At 75.3% G+C, this 15,032-nt stretch carries 18 protein-coding genes and 1 pseudogene; 11 read left to right on the forward strand and 8 right to left on the reverse strand.

All coding sequences use genetic code 11. The features are described 5' to 3' along the window. The first annotated feature begins 22 nt into the window (after positions 1-22). Positions 23-226, forward strand: a complete 204-nt coding sequence (locus ACI8AA_RS17635) for a hypothetical protein (RefSeq protein WP_457045695.1) — start codon at positions 23-25, stop codon at positions 224-226. 237 nt (positions 227-463) lie between these two features. Here ACI8AA_RS17635 and ACI8AA_RS17640 read toward each other — a convergent pair whose 3' ends face one another. Beyond that, complete coding sequence (locus ACI8AA_RS17640; protein WP_457045696.1) at positions 464-1,267, reverse strand: exodeoxyribonuclease III; 804 nt, start codon at positions 1,265-1,267, stop codon at positions 464-466. A gap of 215 nt (positions 1,268-1,482) precedes the next feature. On the opposite strand from ACI8AA_RS17640, the gene ACI8AA_RS17645 reads away from it, so the two are divergent. Beyond that, on the forward strand, positions 1,483-3,069 hold the full coding sequence (locus ACI8AA_RS17645) for an LCP family protein (protein ID WP_457045697.1): 1,587 nt from the start codon (positions 1,483-1,485) through the stop codon (positions 3,067-3,069). Between the two features lie 20 nt (positions 3,070-3,089). Here the strand turns inward: ACI8AA_RS17645 and ACI8AA_RS17650 are convergent, their stop codons facing one another. Next, on the reverse strand, positions 3,090-3,482 hold the full coding sequence (locus ACI8AA_RS17650; RefSeq protein WP_457045698.1) for a VOC family protein: 393 nt from the start codon (positions 3,480-3,482) through the stop codon (positions 3,090-3,092). Then, positions 3,467-3,763, reverse strand: a complete 297-nt coding sequence (locus ACI8AA_RS17655; RefSeq protein ID WP_456927600.1) for an ArsR/SmtB family transcription factor — start codon at positions 3,761-3,763, stop codon at positions 3,467-3,469. Before ACI8AA_RS17655 ends, ACI8AA_RS17650 begins: the two co-directional genes overlap by 16 nt. Positions 3,764-3,865: 102 nt before the next feature. On the opposite strand from ACI8AA_RS17655, the gene ACI8AA_RS17660 reads away from it, so the two are divergent. Together ACI8AA_RS17660 and ACI8AA_RS17665 are read left to right on the forward strand one after the other, a co-directional pair. Beyond that, positions 3,866-4,087 (forward strand): hypothetical protein, encoded by a 222-nt coding sequence (locus ACI8AA_RS17660; protein ID WP_457045699.1) that lies wholly within the window; start codon positions 3,866-3,868, stop codon positions 4,085-4,087. A 69-nt stretch (positions 4,088-4,156) separates the two neighbouring features. Beyond that, positions 4,157-4,357, forward strand: coding sequence for a hypothetical protein (locus tag ACI8AA_RS17665; protein ID WP_456927598.1), 201 nt, complete (start codon positions 4,157-4,159; stop codon positions 4,355-4,357). Positions 4,358-4,423: 66 nt separating this feature from the next. Here ACI8AA_RS17665 and ACI8AA_RS17670 read toward each other — a convergent pair whose 3' ends face one another. The 4 genes from ACI8AA_RS17670 to ACI8AA_RS17685 form a co-directional block, all read right to left on the reverse strand. Then, entirely contained in the window at positions 4,424-5,635 is a 1,212-nt protein-coding gene (locus ACI8AA_RS17670; RefSeq protein WP_457045700.1) for an acyl-CoA dehydrogenase family protein, read from the reverse strand. Between the two features lie 181 nt (positions 5,636-5,816). After that, the gene (locus tag ACI8AA_RS17675; RefSeq protein WP_457045701.1) at positions 5,817-6,254 is read right to left on the reverse strand and encodes a DUF4383 domain-containing protein; all 438 of its coding nucleotides are present in this window, start codon (positions 6,252-6,254) and stop codon (positions 5,817-5,819) included. A gap of 247 nt (positions 6,255-6,501) precedes the next feature. Then, entirely contained in the window at positions 6,502-8,148 is a 1,647-nt protein-coding gene (locus tag ACI8AA_RS17680) for a carbamoyltransferase family protein (protein ID WP_457045702.1), read from the reverse strand. 106 nt (positions 8,149-8,254) lie between these two features. Beyond that, positions 8,255-9,967: a RecQ family ATP-dependent DNA helicase gene (locus tag ACI8AA_RS17685; RefSeq protein WP_457045703.1), complete on the reverse strand. Its 1,713-nt coding sequence runs from the start codon at positions 9,965-9,967 to the stop codon at positions 8,255-8,257. Positions 9,968-10,111: 144 nt separating this feature from the next. On the opposite strand from ACI8AA_RS17685, the gene ACI8AA_RS17690 reads away from it, so the two are divergent. The 5 genes and pseudogenes from ACI8AA_RS17690 to ACI8AA_RS17710 all read left to right on the forward strand — a co-directional run bounded on the left by ACI8AA_RS17690 (position 10,112) and on the right by ACI8AA_RS17710 (position 13,172). Continuing rightward, the gene (locus ACI8AA_RS17690; RefSeq protein WP_457045704.1) at positions 10,112-10,507 is read left to right on the forward strand and encodes a TOBE domain-containing protein; all 396 of its coding nucleotides are present in this window, start codon (positions 10,112-10,114) and stop codon (positions 10,505-10,507) included. Positions 10,508-10,549: 42 nt separating this feature from the next. Then, positions 10,550-11,329, forward strand: a complete 780-nt coding sequence (gene modA / locus ACI8AA_RS17695; RefSeq protein WP_457045705.1) for a molybdate ABC transporter substrate-binding protein — start codon at positions 10,550-10,552, stop codon at positions 11,327-11,329. After that, positions 11,326-12,123 (forward strand): molybdate ABC transporter permease subunit, encoded by a 798-nt coding sequence (gene modB / locus ACI8AA_RS17700; protein WP_457045706.1) that lies wholly within the window; start codon positions 11,326-11,328, stop codon positions 12,121-12,123. The genes modA and modB overlap by 4 nt, the downstream gene beginning before the upstream one ends. Then, a pseudogene (locus tag ACI8AA_RS17705) lies at positions 12,078-12,596 on the forward strand (ATP-binding cassette domain-containing protein); the annotation flags it as partial. The gene modB and the pseudogene ACI8AA_RS17705, both read left to right, overlap by 46 nt. A 120-nt stretch (positions 12,597-12,716) precedes the next feature. Continuing rightward, complete coding sequence (locus ACI8AA_RS17710; protein WP_457045764.1) at positions 12,717-13,172, forward strand: TOBE domain-containing protein; 456 nt, start codon at positions 12,717-12,719, stop codon at positions 13,170-13,172. A gap of 63 nt (positions 13,173-13,235) precedes the next feature. On the opposite strand, the gene ACI8AA_RS17715 is transcribed toward ACI8AA_RS17710, so the two are convergent. Next, complete coding sequence (locus ACI8AA_RS17715) at positions 13,236-13,850, reverse strand: maleylpyruvate isomerase family mycothiol-dependent enzyme (protein WP_457045707.1); 615 nt, start codon at positions 13,848-13,850, stop codon at positions 13,236-13,238. 126 nt (positions 13,851-13,976) lie between these two features. On the opposite strand from ACI8AA_RS17715, the gene ACI8AA_RS17720 reads away from it, so the two are divergent. Beyond that, entirely contained in the window at positions 13,977-14,558 is a 582-nt protein-coding gene (locus ACI8AA_RS17720; RefSeq protein WP_457045708.1) for a nucleotidyltransferase family protein, read from the forward strand. After that, on the forward strand, positions 14,555-14,980 hold the full coding sequence (locus ACI8AA_RS17725; protein ID WP_457045709.1) for a molybdenum cofactor biosynthesis protein MoaE: 426 nt from the start codon (positions 14,555-14,557) through the stop codon (positions 14,978-14,980). The genes ACI8AA_RS17720 and ACI8AA_RS17725 overlap by 4 nt, the downstream gene beginning before the upstream one ends. Positions 14,981-15,032: the final 52 nt, after the last annotated feature.

A 15,032-nucleotide genomic window follows, 5' to 3' on the forward strand; every position in this document is an offset into this window, starting at 1 on the left:
CCGGCGGGCTGCGTGGGCCGCCGTGCGCGCTGTCCTGACCGGCCGCAACCCGGTACTCGCGGCGATCAAGGCCTGGTTCGCCGCGCTGAGCACGCCGATGAAGATCCTGGTGATCGGAGGGCTGGTGTTGCTCGCTCTGCTCGCGCCGCTGCTGCTGGTGCTCGTGCTGCTGGCCCTCGCCATCGCCGCCGTGGTCATCGCCGTTCGAGCGCCGGCCACCGCCTGAGCCCCGGCCGGCGGATCCTCCGCACCGCGGATCCGGCGGCTTCTCCCGACAGCCGGGCCGTGCACCCCGCGCCGTCTCCGGCCTGCGCGGACACCTCCGGCCGGGCCGGACACGTGTTCCGCCCCCTTCGGCTCCGACGTGCGGCACCTCCGCGATCGACCGCGGGGTCGCGTCGCTGGACGGGGTGAGCCCGGCGAGGAACGGCTCACCTCGCCCCCGGGACAGCCCCGCGGTCCGTCAGTCGGTCAGCTCGACGACCACGGGGGCGTGGTCGCTGGCGCCCTTGCCCTTGCGCTCCTCGCGGTCGATGAGCGCCGCGCTCACCCGGGCCGCCAGCGACGGGGTGCCGAGCACGAAGTCGATCCGCATGCCCTCGCGGCGGGGGAAGCGCAGCTGGGTGTAGTCCCAGTACGTGTAGACGCCGGGACCGGGGGTCAGCGGCCGGACGACGTCGGCGTACCCGGTGTCGACGACGGCGCGGAACGCCTCCCGCTCGGGCACCGAGACGTGCGTCGAGTGCGCGAAGACGCTCATGTCCCACACGTCGTCGTCCTGAGGGGCGATGTTCCAGTCACCGACCAGCGCGACCTGCGCGGCCGGGTCGGCGGCCAGCCAGCCACCGGCCGCGGTGCGCAGCGCGGCCAGCCACTCGAGCTTGTAGTCGTAGTGCGGGTCGCCGAGCTGCCGGCCGTTGGGCACGTACAGGCTCCACACCCGCACGCCGCCGCAGGTGGCGCCCAGCGCGCGGGCCTCGGCGGCGGGCTCCACGCCCTCCTTGGCCGCCCACGTCGGCATGCCGGGGAAGCCCACCTCGACGTCGGCCAGCCCGACCCGGGAGACGACGGCGACGCCGTTCCACTGCGAGTGGCCGACGTGCGCCACCTCGTAGCCGAGCTCGGTGAACCGCTCCTCGGGGAACTGGTCGTCGCGGCACTTGGTCTCCTGCAGCGCCAGGACGTCGACGTCGCGGCGCTGCAGCCAGGCCGTCACCCGGTCGACCCGGGTCCGGATGGAGTTGACGTTCCAGGTGGCGAGGCGCACGGTCCCCGAGCCTATGTGGCACGGGTGGTCACCGCCGGAGCCCGCCCGGACACCCGCCGTGACCAGGGGAGACGCACCTCACGCCCGTTCGGGTGCCCGGGGGCGGTCCGGGGTAGGGAGACGCCCGTGACCGCCAGCCGAGAGTGGGATCATGGCCGGATGACCAGGACCCGTGGGAGCGAGACGAGCCGACCCGGTGCGTCCCGGGTGCGTCCGTGAACGAGGACGTCACCCGGCCGATCGGCGACGCGCCGTCCCTCCCGCCGGTGCCCTCGGGGAAGGGGGCGGCCGGCCACGGGCGCGGTCGCCGGCAACCGCGCGAGTCGCGGTCCCTCGCGGCGGTGCTGGGCCTCACCGCGGCCAACGCCGTCGTCCCCGGGACCGCGTTCCTGGCCTCCGGCCGGCGCCGCCTGGGCGCGGTCGTCCTGGTCCTGTTCGTGCTGCTCGTCGGCGCCGGCGTCTGGCTGGCCACCGCCGGCCGGCGCACCGCGGTGCGGCTGGCCGTCGACTCCACGTCGCTGACCTGGATCGTCGCCGCCCTGGCCGTGCTCGCGGTCGCCTGGGTCGCCGTCGTCGTCACCGGCTACCGGTCGTTGCTGCCGCGGCACAGCTCCGCCCCGCGGCACGCCGTCGGCGCCGTCCTGGTGGCCCTCCTGGTCGCCGGGGTCGCCTACCCGGCCTACCGCGTCGGCACGGTCGCCGTTGCTCAGCGCGGCCTGCTCGACGGCGTCTTCGCCGACGACCGCGAGTCCGCCACCGTCGAGGACAGCCCGGACCCGTTCGGCAGCAAGGACCGGGTGAACGTCCTGCTCCTGGGCGGCGACGGCGGCGAGGGCCGCGAGGGCGTGCGCACCGACACCGTCATCGTCGCCAGCGTCGAGACCGAGACCGGTGAGACGACGCTGTTCAGCCTGCCGCGCAACCTCGAGGACCTGCCCTTCCCGGCCGACAGCCCGCTCGCCGAGATCTACCCCGACGGCTTCGACGCCGGCAGCGAGAGCGAGAGCCTGCTCAACTCCGTCTACGGCAACGGCCCCGCTCAGCACCCCGACGTCCTGGGCCCCACCGACGACCCCGGCGCGGACTTCCTCAAGCTGGGCGTCGGTGAGGCGCTCGGCCTCGAGATCGACTACTTCGTGCTGGTCAACCTCGACGGGTTCAGCCGGCTGGTCGACGCCCTGGGCGGCATCACGGTCAACGTCAACTACTACGTGCCGATCAACGGCATCACCGGTGAGGAGCTGCCCGACGACTACATCGCGCCGGGCCCGAACCAGCACCTCGACGGGTTCCTCGCCCTGCAGTTCGCCCGCGGCCGGTACGGGCTCAGCGACTACGACCGCATGGCCCGGCAGCGCTGCACCATCAAGGCGATCGTCGACGAGGCCGACCCGATCACCCTGCTGGAGCAGTACCAGGAGCTGGCCGCGACGACGCAGGACATCGTCAGCACCGACATCCCGCGGTCGGCGCTCGACGACTTCGTCGACCTCGCGTTCCTCGTCAAGGACGCCGAGATCCGCAGCGTCGTGTTCGACACCAGCCTGATCGACCCGGCGTACCCGGACTACGACCGGATGCGCCAGATCGTGGAGGACACCCTCTCCGGCGCCGCCGGCACGTCCGCTCCTGCGCCGGCCCCGGGGACCAGCGCCGCCGGCGCCGAGGTGCCCAACGGGACGCCGCCCGCCCCAGCCGAAGGTGCCCCCACGGCCACCGAGGTCGACGACGCGTGCGCCTTCAACCGGGCGCAGGCGCAGGCCGCGCTGGACGCCGGCGAGCCGCCGAGCCGCAACGGCTGAACGGACGGCCCCGGCGGCCGTCAGGTCGCCGGGGCGCTGGCGATCTGGACGAGGTTGCCGCAGGTGTCGTCGAGGACGGCGGTGGTCACCGGGCCCATCTCCAGGGGCTCCTGGGTGAACCGCACGCCGAGGGCCTTGAGCCGCGCGGTCTCGGCGTGCACGTCGGCGACGGTGAAGGAGTTGTAGGGGATCCCGTCGGCCACCAGCGCCTCCTTCCACGGCCGCGCCGCGGGGTGGGCGTCGGGCTCGAGGACCAGCTCGACGCCGTCGGGCGCCTCGGGCGAGACGACGGTCAGCCAGCGGTGCTCGCCCATCGGGATCTCGGTCTTCTTCACGAAGCCGAGGACCTCGGTGTAGAAGCGCAGCGCCTTCTCCTGGTCGTCGACCAGCACGCTGGTCAGGGTGATCCGCACGGGCCCTCCTCCGTGTCCAGCCGCCACCTCTCGACGATGGCGCGCAGGGGTGCGGTGTCCAGGTGGTGGAACTTGTAGCGACCCTCCCGCCGGGTCCGGACCAGGCCGGCCTGCTCGAGGACCTCCAGGTGCTGGGAGACGGCCTGGCGCGACGAGCCCACCCCGTGCCGCTGGATCAGCCGGGCGCACAGCTCGAACAGCGTCTGGCCGTCCCGGTCCTGCAGCTCGTCGAGCAGTGCACGCCGGGTCGGATCGGCGAGGGCCCTGAACACGTCGCCCACGCCGGGACGATACGCAAGCGTGCGCTTGCCTGTCCAGGGGTGCGGCGTCTGGTTGGCTCGGACGCGGAGCCGGTCCCGGAGGCCGGCGGGAACGGAGGCGACATGGGCGGCGGACCGGCACGGCCCGGGGACGGCGGGACGACGGCGCGGCGCGAGCGGCTGGTGGCGCTGCTCGTCCTCGGCATCGGGGTGGTGCTGCTGGTGTCCTCGCCGACGTGGTTCGCCAGCGACCGGAGCGGCGTCGGCGTCGCCCAGCTGTTCGTGGGCGTCGTCCTGCTCGCCGTCGGCGGCTTCCTCCTGCGGCGGTCGCGCTCGGTCCGCTGACGTTGCGGCGCCCGGGTGACCGGCACCACACTCCGGGGGACCCAGCGGGCCCCAGGACGGAGGACGCACGTGAAACTGGAGAAGCGGCACCTGCTCGAGATCCTGCGCACCGAGGGCGACCACCACACCGCGGACGCGGTGGAGAGCCGGTTGCCCGACGAGATCGACACCGACCGGGACGCCGACGCGCTGTCCGGCGTCGGCCTGGACCGCACGCAGCTGCTCGCGAAGCTGGCCGCCGGGGGCTTCGGGACGACGCTGTCCCCGTGAGCCGCCCAGGACGTGGGACGGGCCGGCACCCCCAGGGGTGCCGGCCCGTTCGCCGTTCCGCCGTCCTCAGCCCACGTACGGACGCTCGCGGGCGAGCTCCTCCTTGGCCACCGACCGCAGGTGCACCGCGTCCGGGCCGTCGGCGATGCGCAGCGTGCGGGCCGAGGCGTAGAAGCGGGCGAGCACGGTGTCGTTGCTGACGCCGGCGCCGCCGTGCACCTGGATGGCCCGGTCGATGACGTCGCAGGCGACGTTCGGCGCGATCACCTTGATGGCGGCGATCTCGGTGCGGGCGCCCTTGGCGCCGTACTTGTCGATCAGGTCGGCGGTGCGCAGCACCAGCAGGCGGGCCTGGTCGATCTCCATGCGCGACCGGGCGATCGTCTCGCGGATCGTGCCCTGCTCGGCCAGCGGCCGGCCGAAGGCGACCCGCTTCTGCGCGCGGTCGACCATGAGCGCCAGCGCCCGCTCGGCCATGCCCAGTGCGCGCATGCAGTGGTGGATGCGGCCGGGGCCGAGCCGCGCCTGGGCGATCATGAAGCCGTCGCCCTCGCCGGCGAGGATGTTGCTCACCGGGACCCGGACGTCGGTCAGCCGCATCTCGGAGTGGCCGTGCTGGTCCTGGTACCCGAACACCGGCAGGTGCCGGATGATCTCCAGGCCCGGGGTGTCGCGCGGCACCAGGACCATCGACTGCTGCCGGTGCGGGGCGCCGTCGGGGTCGGTCTTGCCCATGAGGATGAAGATCTGGCAGCGCTCGTCGGCGGCGCCGCTGGTCCACCACTTGCGGCCGTTGATCACGTACTCGTCGCCGTCGCGGACGATCGACGTCTGGATGTTGCGGGCGTCGGAGGAGGCGACGTCGGGCTCGGTCATCGCGAACGCCGAGCGGATCTCGCCCTCGAGCAGCGGCTCGAGCCAGCGCTGCTTCTGCTCGGGCGTCCCGAACATCATCAGCGTCTCCATGTTGCCGGTGTCCGGGGCACCGCAGTTGGTGGCCTCCGGGGCGATCGTGGGCGACCAGCCCATGATCTCGGCGACCGACGCGTACTCGAGGTTGGTCAGCCCCCCGAGCTCGTGGTGGAAGAGGTTCCAGAGGCCGCGGGCGCGGGCCTCCTTCTTCAGCTCCTCGAGCACCGGCGGGTGCTCGTGGTTGTCGTGGCCGCGCTCGGCGCGCCACGCCTCGTACACGGGCTCGGCGGGGAAGACCTGCTCACGCATGAAGTCCCACATCCGGCCGCAGACGTCCTCGGCTCGGGCGGAGAGGGCGAAGTCCATGCGTCGGAAGGTAGCCCGCCGCGTGACCGGCGTCGCACCGGGGTCGCGCGCCGTCCGGGCCGGGAGACGGCGGGGGCCGGGCACCCGCCGCGTGGCGGGCGCCCGGCCCCTGGTGACGTGCCGGAACGGCCCCCGTCCAGGGCCCCGCCTCGAGCCTGCGAGGGGGGCGGGGGGCCTCCCACTAGGCGCGCGAGGCGCGGACGGCCGAGTTGACCGGGCCGAGCGCGATCACCAGGCCGATGACGGCGGTGGCGACGTGCAGCACGTTGTCCGCGGCGTTGATGTTGAGGAAGTCCCAGTCCTTGCCGATGGCGGCCAGGCCGTAGACGAAGGCCGCGGCGTAGCCGACGGCGAGCAGCCAGCCGTAGGTGCGGGCGCCGGCCAGCGTGCGGGACAGCAGGATGCCGGCCAGGCCGATCACGACGTGCACGACGTTGTGCAGCGGGTTGATCATGAAGAACAGGAGCATCTCGTCCTGTCCGTTGCTGGCGAAGCCGTCGAAGCCGGTGATGAAGAAGCCGACGATGCCGACGAGCAGGTAGACGACGCCGAAGGCGAGACCGAGCGTCTGGGGCCAGGCCATCGCCGGCCGGGCGCCGGTGTTCCCCGTGGTGGCCATTGGTTCCTCCGTGTGTGGACGAGTCGCCGCCTGGTGGCGGGCAGGGTGGCCGCCTACCCCGGGGTGACGGGCGCCAACGGGAGACCCCTCGTCCGGGGGAGGACCGTTGCCGGATCGTCACCGTCGCGGCGGGCGGTGCACCGGGCGTTCGGACGCCGCGGGCGTTCCGGTTCGCCGGTCACCCGATGGAGGGCGGAGAACGCGCAGGGCCCCGCGCCGGCGGCGCGGGGCCCTGCGGGAGGAGCGCTCAGGGACGCGGCGTCCGCTTCGGCCGGCGGACGACGAACGGGCCGATGGCCAGCAGGTCGACCGGGGCCGAGCCGAAGCACTCCAGGGCGTCGCGCGGGTCGTCGACCATCGGCCGCCCGGCGGTGTTGAGGCTGGTGTTGACCACCACCGGCAGCCCGGTGCGCCGCTCGAACGCCGAGATCATCCGGTGCACCAGCGGCTCGGTCTCCGGGTCGATCGTCTGGATGCGCGCGGTGCCGTCGACGTGGGTGACCGTGGGGATGCGGTCCTTCCACTCCGGGGCGACGTCGTGCACGAAGAGCATGTACGGCGAGGGGATCGGCCCGCGGCTGAAGATCTCCGGCGCCTTCTCCAGCAGCACCATCGGCGCCACGGGACGGAACTGCTCGCGGCCCTTGACGTCGTTCATCCGCTCGAGGTTGGCCTCGAAGCCGGGGTGGGCGAGCAGGGAGCGGTGGCCCAGCGCCCGCGGGCCGTACTCGCTGCGGCCCTGGAACCAGGCCACGATCCCGTTGTCCGCGAGCACCTCGGCGACGGCCTCGGCGACGTCGTCGGGACGCTCGTAGTCGATGGCGGCGGTCTGCAGCCAGCGCTCGATCTCGTCGTCGCCCCAGCCGCGGCCCAGCGCCGCGCCGGGCATCGGCTCGGTGCGCTCGCCGAGCTCGGCGGCGACGTGCAGGGCGGCGCCGAGGGCCGTGCCGGCGTCGCCCGCGGCCGGCTGGACCCAGACCTGCTCGAACGGGCTCTCGGCGAGGATGCGGGTGTTGGCCACGCAGTTGAGCGCGGTGCCGCCGGCCATGGTGAGCGTCTTCTCGCCGGTCTGCTCGTGCACCCAGCGGGCGAGGTCGACCAGCACCTCCTCCAGCCGGGTCTGCACGCTGGCGGCGAGGTCGGCGTGGTCCTCGGTCCACTGCTCGTCCTTGCCCAGGCGCGGCGCGAACTCGGAGAAGTCGATCCGCTCGGTGCGGAAGCCGCCGTCGCCGGTGGCGCGGATGAGCTCGGACAGCTCGCCGAGGAAGCGCGGCTTGCCGTAGGAGGCCATCGCCATGACCTTGAACTCGTCGGAGCTGCGCAGGAAGCCCAGGTGGTCGGTGAGCTCCTCGTACACCAGGCCGAGGGAGTGGGGGAGCGACTGCCCCGCCAGGACCTCCAGCTGCCCGTCGACGTAGCGGCCGGCGAGGTGGCTGTGCGCCTCGCCGCGGCCGTCGAGCACCAGGACGGCGTTGTCGCGCTGCGGCGCGGCCTTGCCGGCGGAGGCCGCGTGCGCGACGTGGTGCTTGACGAAGCGGACCTTGGCGGGGTCCAGGCCGGGGAGGGCGTGCGCGAGGAAGTCCGGCGCCATCTCGGCGTACCGCTTGCGCATCGTGTCGCCGTCGTCGAACAGGCCCGAGTCCTCCGGCGTGCCCATGAGCGCCGGGTCGAAGGAGTAGGCGACGGCGTCGAGCTCCTCCGGGCGGATGCCGGCGTGCTCGAGGCACCACGCGGCGGACAGCTCGGGCAGCTCCCAGGCGCTCCAGGGCAGCGGGCGCTTGCCGTGCTTGCGCCGGCTGAAGCGCTCCTCCTCGGCCGCGGCCACGACCCTGCCGTCGACGACGAGCGCCGCCGCCGGGTCGTGGTAGATGGCGTTGATGCCGAGGACCTTCACGAGCGCACTCCTCCCGCACCGGGCGCGGTGCCCGGCTCTCTGCGGCTGATCTTCGAGGCACGGCGTCGGTCCCGCAGGGTGAGCACCCGATGCGGTCGCCGCTCCGTCATGCGCCGCGGACCTGCAGCAGGTCGTTGGCCTCGACTGCCCTGAGCGCCAGGGTCTTGTAGCCGACCTCCTCGAACAGGACGACGACGCGGTCGTCCTCCACCCGCATGACCACGCCGGGGCCCCACTCGGTGTGCGTCACGGGGGTCTCGGGAGCGAACGGGGTGTCGGCGTCGTCGCCGGCCGGCTGCTCGCGGGAGGTGCCGGCCGAGCAGTTGTCGCAGTTGCCGCAGGGCTCCTCGAGCTGCTCGCCGAAGTAGCCGAGCAGGTACTGGCGGCGGCACTCCGTGGTCTCGGCGTAGCCGCGCATCATCTCGACGCGGCTCTGGTCGACCCGCTCGTGGTGCTCGGCGAGCTCGCGCGCGGCGGCGGCCGCCTCGCCGGGGGGCGGTGCGCCCTCGGCGGGGTGCGCGGCGCCCTCCTCGTCGAGGACGACGGCCGACACCTGCTCCAGCAGGTTGAGGTCGCGGGCCAGCGGGGTGGCGCCGCGGCCGGTCTCCTCGCGCAGCTTCCTGACGTCGACGCCGTCCTCGACGCCCGCGGCGGGCGCGGCGGCGACCAGCCCGGCGACCTGCTGCAGCTCCTCCTCGGCGGGGGCGCCGGCGGCGAAGAAGCGGCGCAGGCCGAGGTCCTCCTGCCGGTAGACGAGCACCGCGAGCGCGGGCTCGCCGTCGCGGCCGGCCCGGCCGATCTCCTGGTAGTAGCTGTCGATCGAGTCGGCGGGCTCGGCGTGGACGACGAACCGGGTGCCGGGCTTGTCGATGCCCATCCCGAACGCGGTGGTGGCGACGACGACGTCGAGCTCGTCCTCCATCCACGCGCGCTGGGTGTCCTCGCGCTCGCCCTTCCTCAGGCCCGCGTGGTACGGCCGCGCCTGCAGCCCCCGCTCGGTGAGGGCGTCGGCGACCTCGAGGGTGCCCTTGCGGGTGGCGCTGTAGACGATGCCGGGGCCGCGGCCGGCCTCGACCTCGGCGACCGTGCGGTCGACGACGGCGTTGCGCTTGGCGGTGGCGTCGGCGTGGTGGTCGACCTCGAGCCGGATCTCCGGCCGGTCGAACCCGGCGACGACGACCTCGGGGTCGCGCATCGACAGCCGCTCGACGATCTCGGCGCGCACCGGCGGGGCGGCGGTGGCGGTCAGGGCGAGGACCGTCGGGTGGTCCAGCTGCTCGACCACCTGCCCGAGACGCAGGTAGTCGGGGCGGAAGTCGTGGCCCCAGGCGGAGACGCAGTGCGCCTCGTCGACGACGAACAGCGCCACGCCGGCCTCGCGGATCGCGTCGACCACCTCGGGCTTGGTCAGCTGCTCGGGGGCGAGGAGGAGGAAGCGGACCGTCCCGTCGGCCAGGCCCTCGAGCGCGGCGCGCTGGTCGCCGGCGGACAGGCTGGAGTTCAGCTGCGCGGCGCGGCCGGCGTCGTCGCCGAGCTCCTCCAGCCGCTCCACCTGGTCGCGCTGCAGGGCGATCAGCGGCGAGACGATGACGACCGGGCCGTCGAGCAGCTGCCCGGCGACCTGGTAGACCGCGCTCTTGCCGGCGCCGGACGGGAGCACCGCCAGCGTGTCCCGGCCGGACAGCACGGCCTGCATGGCCCGCTCCTGGCCGGGGCGGAACTCCTCGAAGCCGAGGACGTGGCGGGAGACCTCGCGGAGCCGGCGGGTGCGGACCGCGGCCGAGCCGCCGGCGGGGTTGTCGCTGGGGGTGCGTGACACCGGCTGCCGCTGCCCGGGCGCCGGGATCGGCAAACGGGACACGGGGTGTCGCCATGCCCACGGCGGCGCGGTGTGCACGGATCGCGCCGACGGGGCTCCGTGGGCGGCGGTGTGTGCACGCGCCGCGCACGTAGGGTCCCCGGCGTGAGCGCGAGCTACCGGATCGCCGAGGCCGCGGCGCTGCTCGGGGTCAGCGACGACACGGTGCGCCGGTGGATCGACAGCGGCCGGCTGCCGGCGTCGCGCCAGGGCGGCGGGCCCGCGCACGTCGACGGCGCCGACCTGGCCCGCCTGGCCACCGAGCTGCACGAGGCGCCCGAGCCCGGCACCACCCGCGGCTCCTCGGCGCGCAACCGGCTCGCCGGCATCGTCACCCGGGTCCTGCGCGACACGGTCATGGCCCAGGTGGAGATCCAGGCCGGGCCGTTCCGCCTGGTCTCGCTCATGTCCCGGGAGGCGGCCGACGAGCTGGGCCTCGAGGTCGGCGTCCGCGCCGTCGCCACGGTCAAGGCGACGCAGGTGAGTGTCGACGTCCCGTAGGAGGCCCGCACCTGCGGACCCGGAGGGGCTAGTGTCCCGCGCATGCGGGGACGACGGCTCGGTGCGGTGCTGGTCGCGGTGGCGCTCGGCGCCGCCGGGTGCGGGGGAGGGGCCGGCGCGAGCACGGCCGGGGACGACGACGGCCCCACCGGCACGCTCACCGTCTTCGCCGCCGCCTCGCTGACCGACGTCTTCACCGTCCTCGGGCAGCGGCTGGAGGACGAGCACGACGGGCTGACCGTCCAGTTCAACTTCGCCGGCAGCTCGGCGCTGGCCACCCAGCTGACCCAGGGCGCCCCGGCCGACGTCTTCGCCTCGGCCAACGGCACCCAGATGTCGGTGGTCACCGACGCCGGCCTCGCCGACGGCGACCCGACCGTGTTCACCGCCAACGTCCTGCGGATCGCCGTCCCCGCCGGCAACCCGGCCGGGGTCACCGGGCTGGCCGACTTCGCGCGCGAGGACCTCACGATCGCCGTCTGCGCGCCGGAGGTGCCGTGCGGCGCGGCCGCGGAGGACGTCCTCGCCGCCGCGGGCGTGACGCCCCGGCCGGACACGCAGGAGGAGGACGTCCGCGCCGCGCTGACCAAGGTGGAGCTCGGCGAGGTCGACGCCGCGCTGGTCTACGCCACCGACGTCGTCGCCGCCGGGGACGCCGTCGAGGGCGTGTCCTTCCCGGAGGCGGAGGGCGCGGTCAACGACTACCCGCTGTGCACGCTGGCCGGCGCCCCCAACCCGGAGGCGGCGCGGGCCTTCGTCGACCTGGTCCTGTCCGGGGAGGGGCGGCGCGCGCTCGGGGACGCGGGCTTCCGGGCGCCGTGAGGCGCGCCCGCACGCCGGCGCCGCTGCTGGTCCCCGCCGCCCTCGCCGTCGCCTTCCTCGTCCTGCCCCTGGTCGGGCTGCTCGTCCGCGCGCCCTGGCCGCAGGTGCCGGCGCTGCTCGCCGAGCCCGGCGTCGGGCAGGCGCTGCGGCTGTCGCTGGTGTCCGCGACGCTGGCCACGCTGGTCTCCGTCGTCCTCGGTGTGCCGCTGGCCTGGGTGCTGGCCCGCTCCCGCGCCCGCGGGCGGGCGGTGCTGCGCGCCCTGGTGACCGTGCCCCTGGTGCTCCCGCCGGTGGTCGGCGGCGTCGCGCTGTTCCTCGTGCTGGGCCGCCAGGGGATCGTCGGGCGCTGGCTCGACGAGGCGTTCGGGATCACCATCCCGTTCACCACCGCCGCGGTGGTCCTCGCCGAGACGTTCGTGGCGATGCCGTTCCTCGTGGTCAGCGTCGAAGGCGCGCTGCGGGCCGCCGACGCCCGGTTCGAGGACGCCGCGGCCACCCTGGGCGCCGACCGCTGGACCACCTTCCGCCGGGTCACCCTGCCGCTGGTGGCGCCGGGCGTCGCCGCCGGCGCGGTGCTGTGCTGGGCGCGGGCGCTGGGCGAGTTCGGGGCGACGATCACCTTCGCCGGCAACTTCCCCGGGACGACGCAGACGATGCCGCTCGCGGTCTACCTCGCGCTGCAGCGCGACCCGGACGCGGCGATCGTGCTGTCGCTGGTGCTGCTGGCGGTCTCGGTGGCCACCCTGCTGCTCCTGCGCGACCGCTGGCTGGGGCGCACGGGGGTGGCCCCGTGACCCTGGAGGCGCGGGTCCGCGTCCGCCGCGGCCCGGTGACTGTCGACGTCGCCCTCGACGTGCCCGACGGCGAGGTGCTCGCCGTCCTGGGCCCCAACGGCGCGGGCAAGTCCACGCTGCTGCGGGTGCTGGCCGGCCTGCTGCCGCCCGACGGCGGGCGGGTCGCCGTCGACGGGACCGTGTGGGACGACGTCGACGCCGGCGTGCAGCTGCCCGCGCACCGGCGCCCGCTCGGGATGGTGTTCCAGGACCACCTGCTCTTCCCGCACCTGTCCGTGCTGGACAACGTGGCGTTCGGGCCGCGCACCCGCGGGGCGTCGAAGGCGCAGGCGCGCCGGGCCGCGGCCGCGTGGACCGAGCGCGTCGGCCTGGCCGGCCTCGGCGACCGGCGGCCCGCGCAGCTGTCCGGCGGGCAGGCGCAGCGGGCGGCCCTGGCCCGCGCGCTGGTCGGCGACCCGGCGCTGCTGCTGCTCGACGAGCCGCTGTCGGCGCTGGACGCCCGCACCCGGCTCGCCGTCCGCGCGGAGCTGCGCCGGCACCTGGCCGACTACGGCGGCAGCACCGTGCTGGTCACCCACGACCCGGTGGACGCCATGGCGCTGGCCGACCGGGTCGTGGTGGTCGAGGACGGCCGGGTGGTGCAGGCCGGGACGCCGTCCGACGTCAGCCGGCACCCCCGCACCGACTACGTCGCGCGGCTGGTCGGGCTGTCCCTGCTGCCGGGCACGGGGGAGGGGACGGCGGTGCGGCTCGACGGCGGCGGCGTGGTGGCGGTGGCCGAGGAGACCGCGGGACCGGTGTTCGTCGCCGTCCGCCCGGAGTCGGTGGCGCTGTACCCGGCCCGGCCCGAGGGCAGCCCGCGCAACGTCTGGCCGGCGCGGGTGGCCGGGGCGACGCCGCACGGCGCCACGGTGCGCTGCGAGCTCGACGGCGAGGTGCCGCTGGTCGCCGACGTCACCGCGACCGCCTTCGCCGAGCTCGGCCTGGCGCCCGGCTCGCCGGTGTGGGCGGTGGTCAAGGCCTCCGAGGTCGCCGTCTACGCCCGCTGAGACGGCAGGATTGGCCATTTCTGTCGGTCCGGGAGGGCTGCGCCCGGGACGACGGCAGCCGGGTCAGCGGCGGGGCAGCACGCGGCCGTCGGGGAGCGTGCGGCCGCCCAGCAGGGCGACCAGCGCGCCGGTGTCCGCGCGGACGACCGCGCCGTCCCCCCGGCTCCACGCCGTGTCGGTGGCCTCGAGGCGGACGCCGGTGAGGTCGATCCCGAAGACCGCGCCGTCCGCGGCGACGAGGGAGTCGAGGACGGCCCTCACCGCCTCGGCCGGCGCGACCGGCGGCCGGTCGAGCGCGACCGTGACGTCCAGCGAGTGGATGACGGCGTGGCTGAGGGCGCCGACGGCGCCGCCGCCCGGCGGCTGCCACCCGTGCAGCACCGGCGAGCGCAGGGCGTCCAGGAGCTCACCCGCCGGCAGGGTGGCGTCGCGGGCCGCCACGGTGTCCGACAGCACGCCGAAGTCGCCGCCCGCCGCCGCCATCTCGGCCCCGAACCGCTCGGCCGTCAGCCGCACCGGCATGGTCACGTGCGCCGCCACGTGCCGGACCCGCCACCCCGCGCACAGCGACGGGGCGTCCCAGGTCCCGGGTGTGCCGGAGTCCAGCAGGTCGGCGAGGCCGTCGTACGTCCGCGCCGTCCAGTCCTGGAGCTGCTGCCCGTCCCCGTTCGCGGTCATCCCGATCCCTCCGTCGTCCGGTCGTGGCGCCCGTCGGGGGGCGCCTCGGGGAGACCGTGCCCGACACCGGAACTCATCGCCCCGCCCCGTGGACGGACGGCACCCCGCGCGGGGGAGGCTGGGGCCATGACGACGGTCGCCGGGCTGGTCCTCGCCGCGGGCGGGGGACGGCGCTACGGCATGCCCAAGGCGCTGGTCGAGTACGACGGCAGCCTGCTGGTCGAGCGGGCGGTGCGGACGGCGCGCGCGGTGTGCGACCCGGTGCTCGTCGTCCTGGGCGCCCGCGCGGTCGACGTGTGGCGGACCGCCGACCTCACCGGCGCCACCGTGCTCGCCAACCGCGACTGGGAGAGCGGCATGGCCTCGAGCCTGCACACCGGCCTGGACGGGCTGCGGGGCTGGCCGGGACGGGTCGACGCCGCCCTGGTCACGCTGGTCGACATGCCCGGGATGACCCCGGAGGCGCTGGCGCAGCTGGCCGCGCACGCCGCCCCGGACGCGCTGGCGGTCGCCACCTACGACGGCGTCCGCGGGCACCCGGTGCTGCTCGGGCGCGACCACTGGGCCGGGGTGGCGGAGACGGCGACCGGCGACGAGGGCGCCCGCCGCTACCTGGCCGCGCACCCGGTCACCGAGGTCGACTGCACGGGCCTGGCGGACCCGGTGGACCTCGACGTGCCGCCGGGCGGGGTAGCTTCGGCGCCGTGATCGCCAGGCACCTGATCGCCCGGGTCGTCGACGAGCCGCTGTCGGTCGCCGAGCACGAGCAGGCCGTGGCCGACGCGGGTGCGGGCGCCGTCGTCTCCTTCTCCGGCGTCGTCCGGGACACCGACGGCGGCCGGTCGGTGACCGAGCTGGAGTACGTCGGCCACCCCACCGCCGCGCAGGTGATCACCGAGCTGGCCGAGGAGTTCGCCGCCCGCCCGGGGATCCGCGCGGTCGCCGTCTCCCACCGGGTCGGCCTGCTGGGCATCGGCGACGTCGCGCTGGCCTGCGCGGTCAGCTCGGCCCACCGCGGGGAGGCCTTCACCGCCTGCGCCGAGCTCGTCGACGAGGTGAAGAAGCGGCTGCCCATCTGGAAGCGCCAGGTCTTCACCGACGGCGACGAGGAGTGGGTCGCCTGCCCCTGAGGCCGGTCCCGGCTCGGTACCGGTGCGGCCGGGCTGCTTGACCGGCCGCGGC

Source organism: Geodermatophilus sp. SYSU D01180 (assembly GCF_054050415.1).